The sequence below is a fragment of the Sphingomonas olei genome, from assembly GCF_045369765.1.
Taxonomy (GTDB): Bacteria; Pseudomonadota; Alphaproteobacteria; order Sphingomonadales; family Sphingomonadaceae; genus Sphingomonas; species Sphingomonas panaciterrae.
In genome coordinates this window covers 14,691-32,050 of record NZ_JBIQEU010000023.1, presented here as the reverse complement: position 1 = coordinate 32,050, position 17,360 = coordinate 14,691, and the positions used below count along the sequence as shown (strand labels likewise).

16 protein-coding genes are annotated in these 17,360 nt (G+C 69.1%); 11 read left to right on the top strand and 5 right to left on the bottom strand.

All coding sequences use genetic code 11. The features are described 5' to 3' along the window. From ACH0BU_RS16090 to ACH0BU_RS16075, 4 genes are all read right to left on the bottom strand, one after another. Positions 1-1,928, bottom strand: a 1,928-nt coding sequence (locus tag ACH0BU_RS16090) for an AAA family ATPase (RefSeq protein WP_500264314.1), incomplete at its 3' end; no start/stop codon positions are given. Then, positions 1,928-3,175 (bottom strand): metallophosphoesterase family protein, encoded by a 1,248-nt coding sequence (locus ACH0BU_RS16085; protein ID WP_500264313.1) that lies wholly within the window; start codon positions 3,173-3,175, stop codon positions 1,928-1,930. The genes ACH0BU_RS16085 and ACH0BU_RS16090, both read right to left, overlap by 1 nt. A gap of 13 nt (positions 3,176-3,188) precedes the next feature. Next, the gene (locus ACH0BU_RS16080) at positions 3,189-3,518 is read right to left on the bottom strand and encodes a type II toxin-antitoxin system RelE/ParE family toxin (protein WP_046406466.1); all 330 of its coding nucleotides are present in this window, start codon (positions 3,516-3,518) and stop codon (positions 3,189-3,191) included. Continuing rightward, entirely contained in the window at positions 3,515-3,793 is a 279-nt protein-coding gene (locus tag ACH0BU_RS16075) for a type II toxin-antitoxin system Phd/YefM family antitoxin (RefSeq protein WP_136451876.1), read from the bottom strand. The genes ACH0BU_RS16080 and ACH0BU_RS16075 overlap by 4 nt, the downstream gene beginning before the upstream one ends. Positions 3,794-3,942: 149 nt before the next feature. Here ACH0BU_RS16075 and ACH0BU_RS16070 point away from each other — a divergent pair, with 149 nt between their 5' ends. From ACH0BU_RS16070 to ACH0BU_RS16045, 6 genes are all read left to right on the top strand, one after another. Then, positions 3,943-5,142: an AAA family ATPase gene (locus ACH0BU_RS16070; RefSeq protein WP_125946207.1), complete on the top strand. Its 1,200-nt coding sequence runs from the start codon at positions 3,943-3,945 to the stop codon at positions 5,140-5,142. A gap of 83 nt (positions 5,143-5,225) precedes the next feature. Continuing rightward, positions 5,226-6,350 carry a ParB/RepB/Spo0J family partition protein gene (locus ACH0BU_RS16065; RefSeq protein WP_500264312.1) on the top strand — a complete coding sequence of 375 codons (1,125 nt, stop codon included), beginning with the start codon at positions 5,226-5,228 and terminating at the stop codon, positions 6,348-6,350. A gap of 139 nt (positions 6,351-6,489) precedes the next feature. Then, positions 6,490-7,767 (top strand): replication initiator protein A, encoded by a 1,278-nt coding sequence (locus tag ACH0BU_RS16060; protein WP_350027503.1) that lies wholly within the window; start codon positions 6,490-6,492, stop codon positions 7,765-7,767. A gap of 780 nt (positions 7,768-8,547) precedes the next feature. Next, positions 8,548-9,051, top strand: coding sequence for a hypothetical protein (locus ACH0BU_RS16055; protein ID WP_500264311.1), 504 nt, complete (start codon positions 8,548-8,550; stop codon positions 9,049-9,051). Between the two features lie 196 nt (positions 9,052-9,247). Then, the gene (locus tag ACH0BU_RS16050) at positions 9,248-9,403 is read left to right on the top strand and encodes a hypothetical protein (RefSeq protein WP_500264310.1); all 156 of its coding nucleotides are present in this window, start codon (positions 9,248-9,250) and stop codon (positions 9,401-9,403) included. A 138-nt stretch (positions 9,404-9,541) separates the two neighbouring features. Beyond that, positions 9,542-11,068 (top strand): hypothetical protein, encoded by a 1,527-nt coding sequence (locus tag ACH0BU_RS16045; RefSeq protein ID WP_500264309.1) that lies wholly within the window; start codon positions 9,542-9,544, stop codon positions 11,066-11,068. Here ACH0BU_RS16045 and ACH0BU_RS16040 read toward each other — a convergent pair. Further along, positions 11,065-12,102 carry a zinc-dependent alcohol dehydrogenase family protein gene (locus ACH0BU_RS16040; protein ID WP_500264308.1) on the bottom strand — a complete coding sequence of 346 codons (1,038 nt, stop codon included), beginning with the start codon at positions 12,100-12,102 and terminating at the stop codon, positions 11,065-11,067. The two genes, ACH0BU_RS16045 and ACH0BU_RS16040, sit on opposite strands and share 4 nt — an antisense overlap. 447 nt (positions 12,103-12,549) lie before the next feature. Here ACH0BU_RS16040 and ACH0BU_RS16035 point away from each other — a divergent pair, with 447 nt between their 5' ends. From ACH0BU_RS16035 to ACH0BU_RS16015, 5 genes are all read left to right on the top strand, one after another. After that, a complete protein-coding gene (locus tag ACH0BU_RS16035; RefSeq protein ID WP_500264307.1) occupies positions 12,550-14,604 on the top strand; it encodes a S8 family serine peptidase in 2,055 nt (684 codons plus the stop codon). 47 nt (positions 14,605-14,651) lie between these two features. Then, a complete protein-coding gene (locus tag ACH0BU_RS16030) occupies positions 14,652-15,986 on the top strand; it encodes an autotransporter outer membrane beta-barrel domain-containing protein (protein WP_500264306.1) in 1,335 nt (444 codons plus the stop codon). A 70-nt stretch (positions 15,987-16,056) separates the two neighbouring features. Further along, on the top strand, positions 16,057-16,527 hold the full coding sequence (locus tag ACH0BU_RS16025; protein ID WP_500264305.1) for a hypothetical protein: 471 nt from the start codon (positions 16,057-16,059) through the stop codon (positions 16,525-16,527). A gap of 155 nt (positions 16,528-16,682) precedes the next feature. Beyond that, entirely contained in the window at positions 16,683-17,042 is a 360-nt protein-coding gene (locus tag ACH0BU_RS16020; protein ID WP_500264304.1) for a hypothetical protein, read from the top strand. Between the two features lie 87 nt (positions 17,043-17,129). After that, positions 17,130-17,270, top strand: a complete 141-nt coding sequence (locus ACH0BU_RS16015; protein ID WP_500264303.1) for a hypothetical protein — start codon at positions 17,130-17,132, stop codon at positions 17,268-17,270. The last annotated feature ends 90 nt before the right edge of the window (positions 17,271-17,360 follow it).

Below are 17,360 nucleotides of genomic sequence, written 5' to 3'. Positions count from 1 at the left end.
GCCAGCGCCTGCGCGCGCCGCTCGACCCAGGCTGGCCAGTCGGCCGCCGGCACCGGCACGGCAAGGCCCAGCGGCGCGAGGAGCGCGGCCCATTCCGCCTCCTGCGCTGCGCGATCCTGCTCCGCCCGCGCGATCCGCGCCAGCGCCGCATCGCGCAGCGCCACCGCCAGGTCGCGCGCCGCCACCGCCGCGGCATGATCCGCCATCCGCGCCGCCTGTGCATTGCGCCGGTCGGCCAGCGCGTCGGCCTGCGTCACTGCCGCGCGCATCGCCTCGGCCGCCACGCCCTTCCCCGCCAGCAGATCCGCGACCAGCGCATCGCGCGCCGCACGCGCCGCCTGGATCGCCTCGGCGGTGGGCAGATCCTCCCCCGCCGCCAGCGCCGCGATCCGGCCCTCGGCGCGGATCCGCTCCGCCTCCTGCGCATCGCCCTCGCGCCGCGCCTGCACCGCCTGGTCGCGCGCCTCGGCGATGCCGTGCGCGATCGCTGCGACCGTCGAGGGCGCGGGCAAGGCCATCGCCGCCAATGCCTCCGCCGGCCCCTGCCACGGTGCCAGCAACGCCAGTTGCTCCGCCGCCCGCCCGAGCCGCCGGGCATGATCCGCCGCCGCACGCTTCTGCTCGCCCGCCGCGTCGGTCGGCAGCGTCGCCAGCGCCGCCTCCAGCCGCGCGGTATCGACCGGGGCGGGCTGCGCCGCCAGGTCGCGCGTCAACGCCGCCACCCGCCGCGACAGGTCCGCACGCCGCTTGGCCGCCTCGCTCGCCGCCGCCGCCGCCTCGCGCCGTTCCTGCAGATACGCCGCCGCGCGCCTGCGCCACACCGCGCCCGGCAGCGGCGCGTCGGGCGCCAGCCCCGCCTCCGCGCGTGCGCTCGCCAGCCGCGCGTCGATCTCCTCACGCCGCGCCAACCGGCGGTGGAGGTCGCCCGCCGCTTTCTCGATCACCGGCCGGCGTTCCTCCAGCGCGGCGATCCGCGTGTCCAGCGCCAGCACATCGCCCGCCACCGCAATCCCGCCGATCGCCTGCGCCACCCGGTCGAGGTCGCCCTGAAGCTGCATTTCCAGCGCCTCGGCCGTCCGCCGGTCGCCCCGCGCCCGCGCCAGCGTGTCGCCCGCATCCGCCGGCAGGTCGGGCATCGGCCCCAGCGCCGCCAGCGCCGCCTCCGCGCTCGCGCGCCGGCTCAGCGGTGCGCGCGCGCGGCGGATGCGGTCGAGCCGCGTCTCCTCGCGCGTCAGCGCGTCATTCTCGGCCAGCAGCGCGGCGCGGCGTTCCTCCGCCGCCGCGCGCCGCTGCTTCTCCTCGCCCCAGTCGCGTTCGCCGATGCTCGCCTCGCGCACCCGCTTCAGCGCCTCGGCGCGCTCCGCCATCAGCTTGTTGACGACGGGCTTCGACGCGCTCGGCTTGAACAGCTCGGCCGCCTCGCCGCTCAGCGCATCCAGCACCTGCCCGATCCCGGCGATCCCGGTCCCCGCCTCCAGCGTGATCTGCGCCGCATCGTCGCGCCCGCGCAGGATCGCCTCGCCGCCGTCGCGCAGCCGTTGGTGGTCCAGCCCGAACATCCGCTCAAACGCCGTCCGGTCGACCCCCGCCAGCAACGGCGCCAGCACGTCGCCGGGCAGCGCCGCGCCGGTCGCGGGATGAAGCAGCGTATCCTTGTTGCCCTTGCGCCGTACCGCCTCGATCGTGCGCCCCTCCGCCTCGATCAGCCCACGGATGCGCAAATCGCCATAGCCGAACCGCCAGCCTTGCGCGGTCTGCCCGGCAATCCCGAACAGGAAATCGCCGATCGCATGCAGCGTGGTCGATTTCCCCGCCTCGTTCGGCCCGACGATCAGGTGAAGGTCGCCCTCCCCCGCGCCTTCCCCGAAATCGAGCAGACGGTCGGCAAAACCGCCGTAGCGGATCAGTTCGATCTGCCGGAAGCGCATCAATCCTCCCCCTCGCCCAGCCGCGCCGCCACCGCCGCACGCGCCGCGCCCAGCAGCGCCGCCGAATCTCCCGCGCGCGCCGCCGTCACCAGCGGCGCAATGTCCGCGTCGCCGACATCGGCGGGCAGCTTCGCCACCAGCGGCGCGGTCGCCGCCGCCACCGCGCGTGCGCAATCGGGATCGTTCAGCGCCTCCTCCAGCAATTGCACCAGCTCGGGCGGCAGCCCCATCGGCACCGTGTCGTCGGTCGCCAGCCGCACCTTCTCGATCCACAAGTCGCCCGATACGCCCGCCGCGGTCGCGCGCACCTCGCCTTCCGCCCAGGCCGGATCGGCGCGCATCCGCCGCCCCACCGCGCCGTCCGCCATCACCGTCACCCGCGCCGCCAGCGGGCGCCCGTCCGCCTCGCGCACGCTGCTGGCGAGCAGCCGCCGGATCTCGCCTAGCGCCTCGGCATAATCGCCCGCCCCGCGCACATCGGCCGCCACCTGTGCCCAGCGCGCTTCGTCGCACGCGCGATGCTCCATCGATCGCACCGCCCCGTCGGCGACGCGCACCAGCATCGCTCCCTTGGCGCCCGTCTCCCGCACGTTGCGCCCCTGGGTGTTGCCCGGAAACACGATATGCGGATGCTCGGATCGGATCGCCGGCTCATGCACATGGCCAAGCGCCCAATAATCATGCCCCGCCGCCTGCAATTCGCCCAGCGAGCAGGGCGCGTAATTGGCATGGCCGTCATGCCCGTCCAGCGCAGTGTGAAGCGCGGCGATGTTGAACATGCCCCGCTCCGGCGGGCGGTATGTCGCGGCGATATTCTCCGTCGTCGCCGCCTCGCGATAGCTTCGCCCGTGGATCGCCACGCCCAGATCGTCGAAGCGCACCGTCTCGCACTGCCGGTTGCTCAGCAGGAACACCCCCTCGGGCGGGGTGAAATGCCGCGACACCCGGCTTTCCGCATCGTGATTGCCGAACAGCACCACCGCGCGGATCCCGGCGCGCGTCAGCCGCGCCAGCTCGCGGATCGCGAACTGCCCGGTCGCCTGGTCTTTCCACGTCCCGTCATACAGGTCGCCCGCGATCACCACGAACCGCGCTTCCTCGGCGATGGCAAGGTCCACCACGTTGGAGAATGCCCGCCGCGTCGCCCCGCGCACCAGCTCGGAAAAGGCCTCGTCCTTGCGGCTCAGCCCCGCCAGCGGGCTGTCGAGGTGAATGTCGGCCGCATGGATGAAGGTGAAATCGGTCATTCGGCACATCCCATCAGCGCAGCAGCCGCTCTTCCAGCAGCTGGGTGAAATCGCGCCGCCCGTGCGCGATCAGCACGATCACGACCCGCCGGTCGAACAGGCGATAGACGATGCGATAGGGCGCGGCGATGATTTGGCGGAACTCACGCATCCCCAGCGGCTCCAGCTCGGGCAGCATTGCGCCGCGCAGCGGGAACGTCTCCAGCCGCTCGATCCGCTCCAACAACTGGTCGAGGAAGCGGTCCGCCGCCGCGTCGCCCCCCTGCCCCGCAATCCAGCCATGGATCGCCGCCAGGTCCCCTTCTGCGCCCTGCGTCAGTTCGACGTCGTAGCGCTCGCTCACGCCGCCGGGTCGCGCCGCTGCCGCAACCGCTCGATCGCCGCGCGCGCCGGCACCGTCCGCCCCGCCGCCACGTCCTGCGCGCCCAGCGCCATCAGCTTCAGCAGCGCCATCGTCTGGCGCGTCTGCTCATAGCTGGCGACATCCTGAAGCACCGCCTTGGCCTCGCCATTCTGGGTGATGATCACTGGCTCGCCCCCCTCCCCGATGCTGCGCAGCAGCTCGGCGGCATTGGCCTTCAGATAGCTGACGGGCTTGATCTGCTCTGCTAGCGACATGGCACCTATCCTTATTCGGTCCGAATATGGTCCGCCCGCGCGCCAGCTGCAAGCGTGCCGAAGCATCCTTCCGCATATTTGTTGCACAATTGAAGTAATTTGTGGCACACATCGCAGCACAAGCTTCAATTGCGCGCCGGGGTGACTTCATGAATGCAATCACCAGCCAGATCGGCGATCTCGCCGATGCTGGCGAGCGGATGATCGAGCGGCTTCGGCGCAAGGCGTTCCTGCCGGAAAGCCGCAAGGGGCTCAACGTGCGCTTCGGGATTGCGGAGGCCGCCGCGCTGCTCGGCTGCTCGACCAATCGCATCCGCATGGCGGAGGACGACGGCCGCCTCCCCCCGCCCCCGGCCAGCGAAAAGGGCCGCCGCCTCGGCTATTCGGTCGAGGAACTGCTGCACATGCGCCAGGTGCTCGGCGCCTCCCCGGCGCGCGCGCCGCTCGACATGCCGGCGATCATCGCGGTGCAGAATTTCAAGGGCGGCGTCGGCAAGTCCACCGTCACCACGCACCTCGCGCATTATTTCGCGGTGCAGGGCTATCGCGTGCTGGTGGTCGATTGCGACAGCCAGGCGACCACGACGACGTTGTTCGGCTTCAACCCGCATTTCAACATCACCCGCGAAGAAACGCTCTACCCCTATCTGTCGATCGATCCGACCCAGGCGGATCTCGGCTATGCGGTGAAGCGCACGCCCTGGCCGAACGTCGATCTCATCCCCTCGAACCTCGAATTGTTCGACGTGGAATATGAGCTGGCGGCCGCCGGCTCGGACGGCCAATCGGTTCTCGCGGCGCGTTTTCGCAAGCTGAAACAGGGGCTTATCGATCTGGCGGCACATTATGACGTGGTCATCCTCGATCCGCCGCCCGCGCTCGGCACGATCAGCCTCGCGGTGATGCAGGCGGCCAATGCGCTGCTCGTGCCGCTTGCCGCCACCACCCCCGATTTCTGCTCGACGGTGCAATTCCTGTCGATGATGGATCAGGTGCTGCGCCAGCTGGAAAGCGCGGGCATTGCGGTCGATTACAGCTTCGTCCGGCTGATCTGCTCGAAGTTCGATTCGAACGATCCCAGCCACGCGATGGTCCGCGCGATCATGGAGCAGAGCTTCGGCCCTGCCCTCCTCCCCGTGCCGATCCTCGACAGCGCCGAAATCAGCCACGCCGCGCTGCGCATGATGACCGTCTATGAGCTGGAACGCCCAATCGGCACGCCCAAGACGCACAAGCGCTGCCGCGCCAACCTTGACGAGGCGATGGGGCAGATCGAGCAGCTCGTCCGCCAGGGCTGGGGCCGCGTCGCCCCGGCGCGTGAGGAGGATGTGATCCATGCCGCGGCCTGACCCGGCACCCTCGGTGGCGCACGCGGCAGGGGCTTTCCTACTTTTCAATGTTCACATTATGTTCCGCGCGATGGAGGCACGGCATGGCGCGTAAGCAATCGGATTATCTCGCAGGGCTGCTCGCCGACGACGAACCGCCGGTGATCCCTGCCCCGGTCGCGGACGTGATCCCGGACGCTGCCCCGGCATCTGTCCCCTCCCCCGCGGCGGCCTCTCCCGTGGCACCGCCCGCCCCTGCGCCGGCACGGCGCGAGCGGCTGCGCGGCACCACCTTGCTCGGCCGCGAATCGGCCCTGGCGCGCGTCGCCAGCGGTGAGGTGCGGCAGGTCACGCAATTGCTGCTCGATCCCGCGCGCGTGCGGATCTGGCCCGGCAATGCGCGTTCCTACGCGCATCTCACCGAAGAGGGCTGCCGCGAACTGATCGACTCGATCATTGCCGAGGGCGGGCAGAAGGTGCCAGCCGTCGTCCGCCGCGTGGAGGGCGATCCCGATTACGATTATGAGGTGATCGCCGGCACCCGGCGGCACTGGTCGATCTCGTGGCTGCGGGCCCATTCCTACCCCGACATGGTGTTCGTCGCGCAGGTCGCGGTGCTTGATGACGAGGCCGCCTTCCGCCTCGCCGACCTCGAGAACCGCGCCCGCAAGGACGTCTCCGACCTCGAACGCGCGCGCAATTATGCCGCCGCGCTCAGGAGCCATTACGACAATCACCTGACGCGCATGGCCGAACGGCTGAAGCTCTCCAAGGGCTGGCTGTCGAAGATGCTGAAGGTCGCCGCCCTCCCCGACACGGTGATCGCTGCCTTCGCCTCCCCCGCCGACGTGCAGCTCAAGCCGGCCTACACGCTGGCGCAGGCACTCGACGACAAGAGCGCAGCGCCTGCCATCCTCGCCAAGGCGAAGGCGATGGCGCGGGAACAGAAATCGCGCCAGGAACAGGGGCTTGGTTCGTGGAGTGCCGCGGACGTGGTACGCCAGCTGCTCGATGCGCCGCGGCTGGCGGGCGCGGGCGGGGCGGGGGAGCGCCCGTGGGTGTGGACCACCCCGCACGGCCGCCCTGCCCTGTCGATCCAGGCCGCCAACCGCCAGGGCGTGACGATCCGGCTTCATGCGGGCTCCGGCGCCGACGCGGACGAACTCGCCGATGCGCTGCGCCGCGCACTCGCCCATCTGGAGGCGCAGGGCCAGGGTCTGCAGCGTTGACCCACGCTTTTACCCCCTCACACGCATCAACTTCACGAACTTTGCCCGTCGCGGCGGGTGTTTCCCCGGGGAAACACCCGCGCGTTTCCCCATCCCCGCTCCCGGCCGCGCCCTTCCTGTTTCCCCGGGGAAACACCCAGTGACGCGCGCCAGCCGCGAGGCGGTGCCCGAACAATTCGACCTTTTCCTCCCCTATCTCGCCGATTTGCCGTTGCGCGATCAGCGCGAGATGATGGAGCGCCCCTTCTTCAGCCTCGCCAAGTCGAAACGGGTGAAACCGATCGACTATCGCAGCCCCGACGGGAAGCTGTGGGTCCATGTCTCGGCCAACCCCGATTACGGCATGGCGACGATCTGGGACGCCGATATCCTGATCTATTGCGCCAGCGTGCTCGCCGACATGGCGCGCCGCGGCGTCAACGACGTCCCGCGCAAGCTGCACCTGATGCCCTACGACCTGCTGCGCGCGATCGGACGCCCCACCACGGGCCGCGCCTATGAGCTGCTCGGCCAGGCGCTGGACCGGCTCGTCGCCACCACAATCAAGACCAACATCCGCGCCGAGAACCGCCGCGAGGCGACGTTCAGCTGGCTCGACGGCTGGACCCAGCTCGTCGACGAAAAGACCGAACGGTCGCGCGGCATGACGATCGAGCTCTCCAACTGGTTCTGGGAGGGCGTGATGATGACGGGCGGGGTGCTCAGCATCGACCGCGCCTATTTCGATCTCACCGGCGGGCGCGAACGCTGGCTCTACAAGGTCGCGCGCAAGCACGCGGGCGGGGCAGGCGAGGCGGGTTTCGCGATATCCATGCCCACATTGTTCGAGAAATCGGGCGCCGAGGGCCAGTATCGCCGCTTCAAGTTCGAAATCGCCAAGATCGCCGAGAAGGACCCCCTGCCCGGCTATACGCTCGCGATCGAGCAGCCGGCCGGCAAGCGCGAGCCGAACCTGCGCATGCGCCGCCGCCCCGATGGCGCCGCGGCTGACGCGGCACCCAAGTCTGCGAGCAAGCGCACGACCTCAAAGACGCCCGCAGAGCCCCGTTTCCCCGGGGAAACACCCGCTGCTGCCCCCGCCACGCCCGCGCAGCCGCCGCTCCCGGCCCTGTCGCGTGGCCCCGCCCCCTCGCCCGAGCGCACCGCAGAGCTGTCCGAAATGGCATCGATGATCCGCCGCTCGGTCAGCCGATCGGTCAAGAGCCTGGCGACGCGCGCCACCGCCGGCGACCTCACCGACGCGACGCTCGACACGCTCCGCGCCGAATATCCCGGCTGGGACTATCAGGCGCTCCATGCAGAGTTTCGCCAGTGGATCGACGCCGATCCCGCGCGCACCCCGGTCAACTACCAGAACGCGTTCATCGGCTTCGTCAAACGCTGGGACGACAAGCACCGCCACGAACTCGGCCGGTGACGACAGGGGAGGGGGGCCACCCGCTCATGCGCCCCGAAAACCTCCCCGCCACGCATCGCCCCCCGCATCGCGCACCACCTCTCAGGCCAGGTCGCGCAGACATCCAACGCAAGCCGGGGCAGGGAAGGCAGCACCGACAAAACACCCTCGCGTCCCGCCGATCCGTTCCCGAAGTGTCGGGTCAACGCCGCCGCCCAGACATCTCCACCGCGCCGCGCCGGAGATTTGAACGTCGATCCGGCCACCCACTCCGATTTCGATTCAATTCCCCGCCGCAAACAGGCCCACGATCACGTCCTTCGACACTCCGGGAACATCCCTCGCACCTTCAGGAACCATCAACCGACACTTCAGGAACGCCATCCTCGCACCTTCAGGAACACAGCGACGACACTCCGGGAACAGCGCCCCTCCAGAAAGTACGTGATATCAGTGGTTTGGCGGCCCGTCGCAGCCGCCTAACTCTCTAACCCTAAGATAAACCGTCTAACCTGGAAGGCGATGTGAAATCCTTTGGATTGGAAGAGGGAATTCACCGCGCGCGCCACCGTCCCGCCGCACCACCCTCAGCCTTGCGTCACGGGTGACACTCTGCCGTCACCCCGCGTTCCACAGGCCAGCCCGCCAAGTCGAGAAGCGCCGCCCCCCGCGGAGCCCAACAAACGTCAGCCATGACACTCTGCCCAGGCCCGTTCTGGCAAAGTGTCACCCGCGACAAAGACGACACGCCGACGCACAAGGGGGATTCACCTTGTGTTCGCACTGTGCTTGATTCGCCGCATGAGCAGCAGCACCCTCGATCTCGGTTCGATCCTCGCCACGCTGACCGCCGCCTCGCGCCGTCCGCGCTACGCCTTCCTCGTCCTCGGGCTGATCGCGGAGGCCGCCCGTGCCGACGGCCGTGCCGGTCCCTGGATCCGCACGCGCACTCAGGGGCCGGAAGGAGAGGGGGAGCGGGTCGCCCTGCGCGACTGGCTCGCGCGGCAGCTCGCCCCGCTCGCCGCGAACGACCGCCGCCGCGCCACGCTCCGGGCCAAGGTCGCCGCCCGCATCGCGACACAGGACGCTGCGGTGATCGACGCTGCCGTGGCGGAGGAGGCGATGGCGATCGGCCGCGCCAATGTCAGCCGAGCCGTCTCCGATCTGGTCCGCGCCGGCCTCGTCCGCCGCCACTATGCCGGTCGCATCACCGATCACGTCCACCGCGGCGGTCGCCGTATGGCGGTCTATGCCGTCGAACCCCCGGTCCTGAACGCCATCCGCTCCCGCCCGACCCTAGTGTAAGGGGAGGGGGCACCCCGCCTGTATCAACACGCTCCCCGGGCAATGAACCGGCGCGGTCACGCTCCTTGATCCAGATCAGCCATAGAAGATCCGATCTCGCAACAAGACACGGCTATAGTATCGCACTGGCATAAGCATTGCGATCTGGCTGGACAGCAACGGCGCGCGTCAGGCATGGCTAGGGCGGGGGAATGTCATGACCAGTCTGTCTGTTGCACGATGGCGAATCCGGCTGCCGGAAACACTGCCGCGGCTGACCGGCACGGGGCTGCGTATCTTCAGCATCATCTGGGCCGTGATCATTGCGGCAGCATTGATCGCCACCGCCTACGGAACATGGCAGAGCTTCTAACCATTCCCCTATCGCTGGCTCAATTACGGCCTCAGCGCGTCGTCATCGGGCGATGAGATTCTCCTTGTCACGGGACGACAGGCGCAACAGTCCGGGATCCGCACGGGCGACACGATCCTCGCCATCGATGGTTACCCCATGCGCGGCCTCGATCTCGCCGAATACCAACGCCGGTTGCTCGACCGGCCCGAAGGCACCGTCATTGCGCTGACCCTGCGCAATGCAAAGGGGGAGGTGCGCACCCATCGCCTGACCCGTGCGGCCAGCAACACGCGGGAGGTGGAGAAGGTGCGCCTGCTCCAGAGCGTCAGCGAAACGGTGGCCGCCATCGCCTTTCTCCTCGCCGCGATCCTCCTCTTCCGCCGCCGCCGCGAACCGGTGCCCGCGCTGCTCGCCCTCGCCTTTGCGACCGTCGCCTCGACCGCCAACACGCCAGTCGCCCTCAGCCTGAACATGCCGATCCTCAGCGAGGGGCTGGGTTCGCTCAGCCTGGCGCTGCTGCTCATTGGCCTGGCCGGCTTTCCCGATGGTCGTATCGGGTCGGCGCGGTCCTGGACAATCGTCGGCCTGAGCCTGCTTTACCCCTTGGCGGTGATCGCACGGATCGGGCCGTGGATCGTCATGCCCTATGTGTTGTCGCTATGCGCCGTCGTGCTGGTGCGGATGGCGCTGCGCTACCGCCAGATGCCGGCAGGCATCATGCGGCAGCAGGTCCGCTGGGGCTTTTTCGGGCTCGCCACGGGCACCTTCTGGCTGATCCTGTCGGGCATGGCGTTTCTGGCAGCGCAAGGGGCAGGGACCGGGGGGCAATATAGCCAGCTTCATGGCCTCTCGTTGATCTGCAGCCTTTTCGCGACGATCTCGATGGTCGGCGGGCTGCTCGTCTCGCTGCTGCGCTACCGCCTCTATGACGCGGACACGGTGATCGGGCGCTCCGCCGCTTATGGCGTGCTGACGCTCGGCTTCGTCGCGCTGTTCGCGGCGGGGGAGAAATTGATCGAGACCTTGTGCGAAACCTATCTCGACGCTCAGGTCGGTGCGCTCGCCGGGGGCCTCGCCGCGGCGCTCGCCGCGGTGCTGATCGTGCCGCTGCACCACCGCGTCAGCGCCTGGGCGGAGCGCCGCTTCCAGCGCCAGCTGCTGCGCCTGAGCCAGGGGCTGCCGCAGATCGTCGGTGACCTGCGCGAAACGGGGTCGGTCGGCCAGATCGCGGAGACGGTGGTCGATTCCGCCGCCCGCAATGTCCAGGCCACCCGCGCCGCCGTGCTGGTCGGCGATCGCGTCATGGCGACGCACGGCCTGTCGCCGGAGGCGGCAGGGGCATGGCTGGACGAGCGCGACCTGGCGGCCGAGCCGGCCGGCGTCGCGCGCGGCGACGCCACCTTCCCGATGCGCCTCCCGCTGGAGTCGGAGGCGGTCGGCCGGGTCGGCTGGCTCGTGCTCGGCCCGCGGCCCGACGGCACGATCTACGGCAAGGATGAGCGCAAGGCGCTGGGTGAGGCGGCGGGGCCGGTGGCGCGCGCGATCGCCATCGCCGGGATGCGCGAACGCCGCGACGGGGAAGTGCTCGCGCGGATCCGGCGGCTGGAGGATCTGCTCCTCGCCCGCGCGGGCCATGCCGCTCCCGGCATCGCCCCCGCGCCGTCGCTCGCCGCCGGCGGCTAGGCGGCGATGATCACCTTCATCGCGCCGGTCTTCTGCGCATTGCCGAACGTCTCATACGCCTCCAGCATCTGATCGAAGGTGAAGCGGTGGGTGATGAGGAGGGCAGGGTCGATCTTCTTCGATCCCACCACCTTCAGCAGCATCGGCGTGGTGACGGTATCCACCAGCCGGGTGGTGATGGCGATGTTGCGATCCCACAGCGCCTCGAGGTGAAGCGACACCGGGTGGCCATGCACGCCGACATTGGCGATCACCCCGCCCGGCGCGATCAGCTCCTGGCACAGTTCGAACGTCGCCGGCACGCCGACCGCCTCGATCGCGGTATCGACGCCATGCCCGCCGGTCAGCGCCTTGACCGCCTCCACCGCCTTGCCATCGCCGCTGTTGATGGTGCGCGTCGCGCCAAATCTCTTGGCGATCTCCAGCCGGTTGTCGTCCAGGTCGATCATGATGATCTCGGCCGGGGAGTAGAATTGCGTCGTCAGCAGCGCGGCGAGCCCGATCGGCCCCGATCCGACGATCGCCACCGTCGCGCCGGGCTGCACCTTGCCGTTCAGCACGCCGCATTCGAACCCGGTGGGCAGGATATCGCTCAGCATCACCAGCGCTTCCTCGTCCGCCCCTTCCGGGATCGGGTACAGGCTGGTGTCGGCATGCGGCGTGCGGACGAACTCGGCCTGCGTGCCGTCGATCATATTGCCCAGAATCCAGCCGCCCGTGGTGCAATGCGAATACATGCCGCGCCGGCAATATTCGCACTTGGCACAGGCGCTGACGCAGGAAATCAGCACCCGGTCACCCGGCTTGAACGTCGTCACCGCCGGCCCGACCGCCTCGACCACGCCGACGCCCTCATGCCCCAGGATGCGCCCCGGCTCGCACGTCGCCACATCGCCCTTCAGGATATGCAGGTCGGTGCCGCAGATCGTCGTCCGGGTGATGCGCACGATCGCATCGCCCGGATCGCGAATCTCGGGCTTGGCATGCTCCTCGAACGCCTTCTGGCCGGGGCCCTTGTAGACAAGCGCTTTCATTGACAGCCCTTTCTCACTTCCGAGAGGTCGGCGGACGCGGCGTCGCTGGCGGCACGCGATCTCACCGTCGGTCGCGCCGGGTCCGGGAAGACGCTGCTGTACCCGCTGCGCTCCCGCCCCGGCAGACTCGGGAATTACGCATCTGGTGGTGGGCGGCGTGGTCGTGGTAACGCCATCGATGAAATGAAGATGAGGGGAGGGTAAACCCGCCCCGCGCGGTGCGACCCTGCCACCGTTGTCAGTTGCGCCGCAGCGTAGAACTATCCCGCGCGACGCATATCTCGGATGTTTTTGCAATCCAGACTTTGGTCCTATGTGGCGCAAAAGCCACGGAACCTGATCCATTTTCACATATGTTGGTTTCACATCGACAAGTTTCAGGCGTGACGAATAATCTCTCGCCCGAGACGCGATCCCGAAGAGTTCGCGGTCCGGGGAGAATCATTGATGTTCGCTGCGTCCCGTCGTTCCTCTGCACGCCTTGCTTTGTCTGCTCTTGCGCTGTGCACCACCTGCCTCGTCAGCATGCCCGCCGCGGCCCAGAATGCGGCAACGAGCGCGCCGCCCGCGCCGCCACCCCCCGCCGGCGGCTATTACACCGCCACCGGCGCCCGCACCGCCGATTACAATGCCGCGCTGCAAAGCTGGCGTGAGGATGCGCAATTCGCGGTCGACTACAGCAAGGCCAATATGGGCCTCGAATATGCCTATGTGATGGGCCTGACGGGTAAGGGTCAGACGATCGGCATCAACGATTCAGGTGTGCTGGTTGATCATCCGCTGTTCTCCGGCGCGGGCAAGTTCAGCGGCCTGCGCACCGTGGTCCCGGCCGCTTACGGCAATGACGGCCTCGTCAACCAGCGCCGCCGCTGGGAAATCCACGGCACCCATGTCGCCGGCACGGCCGCGGGCGACCGCCTCGCGGGGGAGCGCAGCTTCGGCAACGCCTTTGGCGCGAACATCTTTTCGGCGACCGCCAATTTCGCCGCCGGCGACTTCCTGTGGTGGAAGGATCAGATCCTCGACGGCACCACCGTCTCCACCCCGCGCGATAACATCGTCGATCTCGCCAGCACCGGACAGGTGCGGATCATCAACAACAGCTGGGGCTCGGGCACTAGCCTGCCCTACACCGCCACGCTGGCGCAGGCGCGGGCAACGTTCGCGCAGAACCTTGGCGATTTCTACCAGCCGGTGCTCGACAATGACGTGCTGGTCGTCTTCTCGGCCGGCAATGGCGGCGGCGTCCATGCCAGCATCGACGCGGTCACGCCGCTCAACGATCCGCGGCTGCGCGGCAACTGGCTGTCGGTGACCAATTACCTGGCCGACGGCACCGCCGCCGCCAGCACCAGCCTGTGCGGCCAGACGGCCACCTGGTGCGTCTCCGGCCCGGGCAGCGCGATCATCTCCAGCGCGCTTGGCTATACCGTCAATGTCGATGCGATCCGCGCCACCTATACGGCGGCGGCCTATCCCGGCATCTACGCCGGGCGAACCGTGGCGGAGCTGCAATCGGCCGCCAACACCGCCTGGATCAACGTGCTGAACGGCTATCTCGGCCGCCGGGCCGCGGCACAGGCGGCCGGGCGTCCGTTCGACGAGGCAGGCGAACGTACCCTTGTCGCGCGGGAGGCGGTGGGCATCTCGCTCGCTTATGGCGCGCGCTTCGTCGGCGGCGATCCCAACGGCTATACCTCCACCCTCGCCAACATCCTGGTGTCGAACCTCGATTTCTTTACCCCGGAGTTCGTCGGCTCGGTGCTGACCCAGGCGGATGCGTTGATCACGGCGGAACTGGCGCGCTTCATCACCTACACCGGCCCCGGCTATGCCGCGCTGACCGGCACCTCGATGGCGGCGCCCAATGTCTCTGGGTTCGCCGCGCTGCTGATGGAGGCGTTCCCGGAATACAATACCGCGCTGATCTCGGACATTCTGGTGTCCAGTTCGCGCGATCTCGACACGCCGGGCGTCGACCTGCGTTCGGGCTGGGGCGCGCCGCAGATGGGCACCGCGCTGCGCGGCCCGACCGCGCTGCGCGCCGTGCGCGAGGTGGAGGTCGCCGGCGGCACCGTCGATGTCTGGTCGAACGACATCACCGACGCGCGCGACCGCTATTCGTCAGAGGTTCTCGCCGGCTTCGGCAACGACATCGGCGGCCTGACGAAGCGTGGCGCGGGTGAGCTGATCCTCGCCGGCAGCAACAGCTACACCGGCCCGACGCGCGCCGATCAGGGGCTGCTGACGGTCAACGGCCGGATCACGGCCTCCGCGGTCACCATCGGCAATGGCGGCACGCTGGGCGGCAATGGCACGGTGCCCTCGTTCATCGCGCTGTCGGGCGGCACCGTCGCACCGGGCAGCGCGGGGGCGATCGGCACGCTGACCGTGGCGGGTGACGCGGTGTTCAACGCCGGCAGCACCTTGCTGATCGATATCGGCGGTCGGGCACGTCGGACCGGCTGGTCGCCAACCGCGCGCAGCTCGGCGGCACGCTGACGCTCGCGCCGCTGGGGCAGCTCCCGCGCTACGGCACCAGCTACACCGTGCTGACCACCACCAACGGCACCACGGGCCGCTTCGATGCCGCAACGCCGTTCAGCGCGATCCTCTATCCCGAGGTGCGCTATGCCGGCGGCCAGGTGCAGGCGACGATCGCCGCACGGCCCTATGCCAGCGTCGTGGATCGGACGCCGGTGCAGACCGCCTACGCCCGCCTGCTCGACGGCAACCGCCCGGCCTATGCGGGGCTGCGCAACGTCTATGACGCGCTCGACCTGCAAAGCGTCGGCACGATCCGCGCCTCGCTGGAACAGCTCGCGCCGACCACCGAAACGACGCGCCGTGCGATCGGCACCGTCGGGCTGGACAATATGGCCCGCTTCTACCGTGAGCGGACCGGCGCGATGCGCCCCGGCAGCTTCGCCGGCGGTCAGGTGGCGTTGATCGGCAAGCCGCTGCAATTCGCCGCCAATGCCATCGTCATGCCAGGCCAGCCGCAGACGGTCAGCGACACGCCGGCGACGGTCGTTCGGGAAGGCGCACTGCCCAGCACGGTCTCGGCCTATCTTGCGGGCGGCTATGTCGACGGTTCCAGCCGGCCGATGCCCGGCACGATCCTGGGCGGCGGGCGTGACAAGTTCGACGGCTTCTTCATCGCCGGCGGGCTTGAGGCGCAGGTGACCGACACCGCCGTGCTCGGCTTCGGCCTGTCCTATACCGATCTCGACGCCGATCGTCGCCTTGGCCGCAAGACCGATGGCAAGCTGATCCTCGGCACCCTGTATGGCCGCCTGGGAGAGGATTTCGGCGCCGCGCTCGATACACAGTTCAGCGCCGGCGTGTATGAATCGCGCACCCATCGCACCGGCACCTTCGCCGGCACGCCATTCGACCTGCGCGGGCGCGACAATTCCTTCGCGCTCTCGACCGAACTTGGCGCAAGCTACGCCTTCGGCAGCGACGCGCTTCGCATCGCCCCGCGCGCCGCCGTGCGCGCCAGCCGGATTGAATATACCCCGCTGGTGGAAACCGGCACCGGCCCGGCGCTGGCGATCGCCAGGGACGATTTCCTCAGCGTGCAGGGCCGCGCCGGGCTTCAGCTCGACGGCAACCGCGCCGGGTTCCGCCCGCTCGCCTCGGCCTATTTCGTCCATGACTTCAAGGATCGGTCGGACGTGTTCTTCGCCGGCCTCGCGGGCGGCACCGGCATCCAGGCGCCGTTCCTCGTCGCCGGGCAGGATCGCAACTGGGGCGAATTGTCCGCCGGCCTCGCTTATGGCACCGAACGGTTTGAGTTCTCCGTCGCGCTCGACGGCACGGTCGGGCGCGAGGATGTCCGCAACCGCTCGTACCGCGCCGGCGTGACGGTGCGGTTCTGACGGACCGGGCGTAACGGGACCGGGGGCGGCCGCACCGCCGCCCCCGTGTCCAGCAGGGAAGGGTGTTCGGGTGTCGCTGCTGCCTGCCTTGTCCTTCCTCGCCTTGCCGCTTCTCGCGGCAACCCCCGATCCCGCCACCACCTTCTACAACCGCCCCGGCGCGACGCCCGCGATGGTCGACGCTGAGCTGCGCCGCTGCCGGATGATCACCACCGGTCCCCATGCCGATGCGGTTGGCGGGGATGGGGCCGGCGCTGCGCTGACCCCGGCCATTCCTCTCCGGCAACAGGCCGCACCCAGGCCGAAAACGCCCGCTCCCCTGCCGTGGGAGGCCGTCGCAACCCCCACGATCGAGGATTGCATGGCGCTGCACGGCTGGCGCCTCTACGCCCTCGACGCGCCGACGAAGGCCGCGCTCGATCGCCTCTCCCCCACCGCCCGCGCCGCCCGCATGGCCGCCCTCATCGCCGCCCACCACCCCGCCGGCGCCACGCTGCTCCGCGCCCCCACCGTCACGCTGCGCCGCCCCGACGGCTTCTAGGCCACCGGCGGTGCGACGTACGGAACGGCAGGGAAGGGGGGCACCAACAACGCCATCTCGGGGATAGTCCTGAATTGACCCCTGCCGGGTCCCCCGCACCACTGTCGGGGGCTGATCGCTTTCGATCGGGCCAACATCATCTGCGGAGGGTCGCCATGACGGGCGCCGGAAAACGGGCAATGGTGGCGCTTCTGCTGGTCGCCGCCTGCCGGCAGCCGACCGAACAGATGACCTGCCCCGACCCGCAGACCGTTGCGCCGCCAACGATCGGCGCCGCGTTCGTCAACGGGTTGACCGGCCGCCTCGCCGGCCCCGACCGCGAGAATATGATCACCGAGGCGCTGGCCGAGATCCGGCGACGCGATCCGACGCTCGACAAGACCACGATCATCAACATCATGGTCGCGGCCGAGTGCCCCAACGTCTTTGCCAAGCGCGACCATGATCCAAAGACGATGCGCGCCCGCATCGCATTGTTCCGCGCGCAGGTAATGCAGCTGCTGTCCGGTCAGTAGCGCGGGCGGAACGGTACTCACCGAACCAGCCAGCGACTGAGGCGTTGGGGGATCTGCAACCCGCACGCGAAACGGCAGGAGAATCCGATGAACCCGCTGCGCCTTCCGGGCAATGAGCCCGATCCCGGCGACATGTCCACCGACCCCGGCGTGCCCGCCCCCGTCGACGCCCCGGGTGAGCCGATGGTGCCCGACGAAGAGGCCGAACAGCTCGGCCCTTTGCCCTGACGGCGATGGTCACGCCCCGGGTCATGTAGATCGCGTGACGGGCTGTGGACCTAGCGACAAGAAGTGCGCGGCCGCCGGTCAGTAATGATG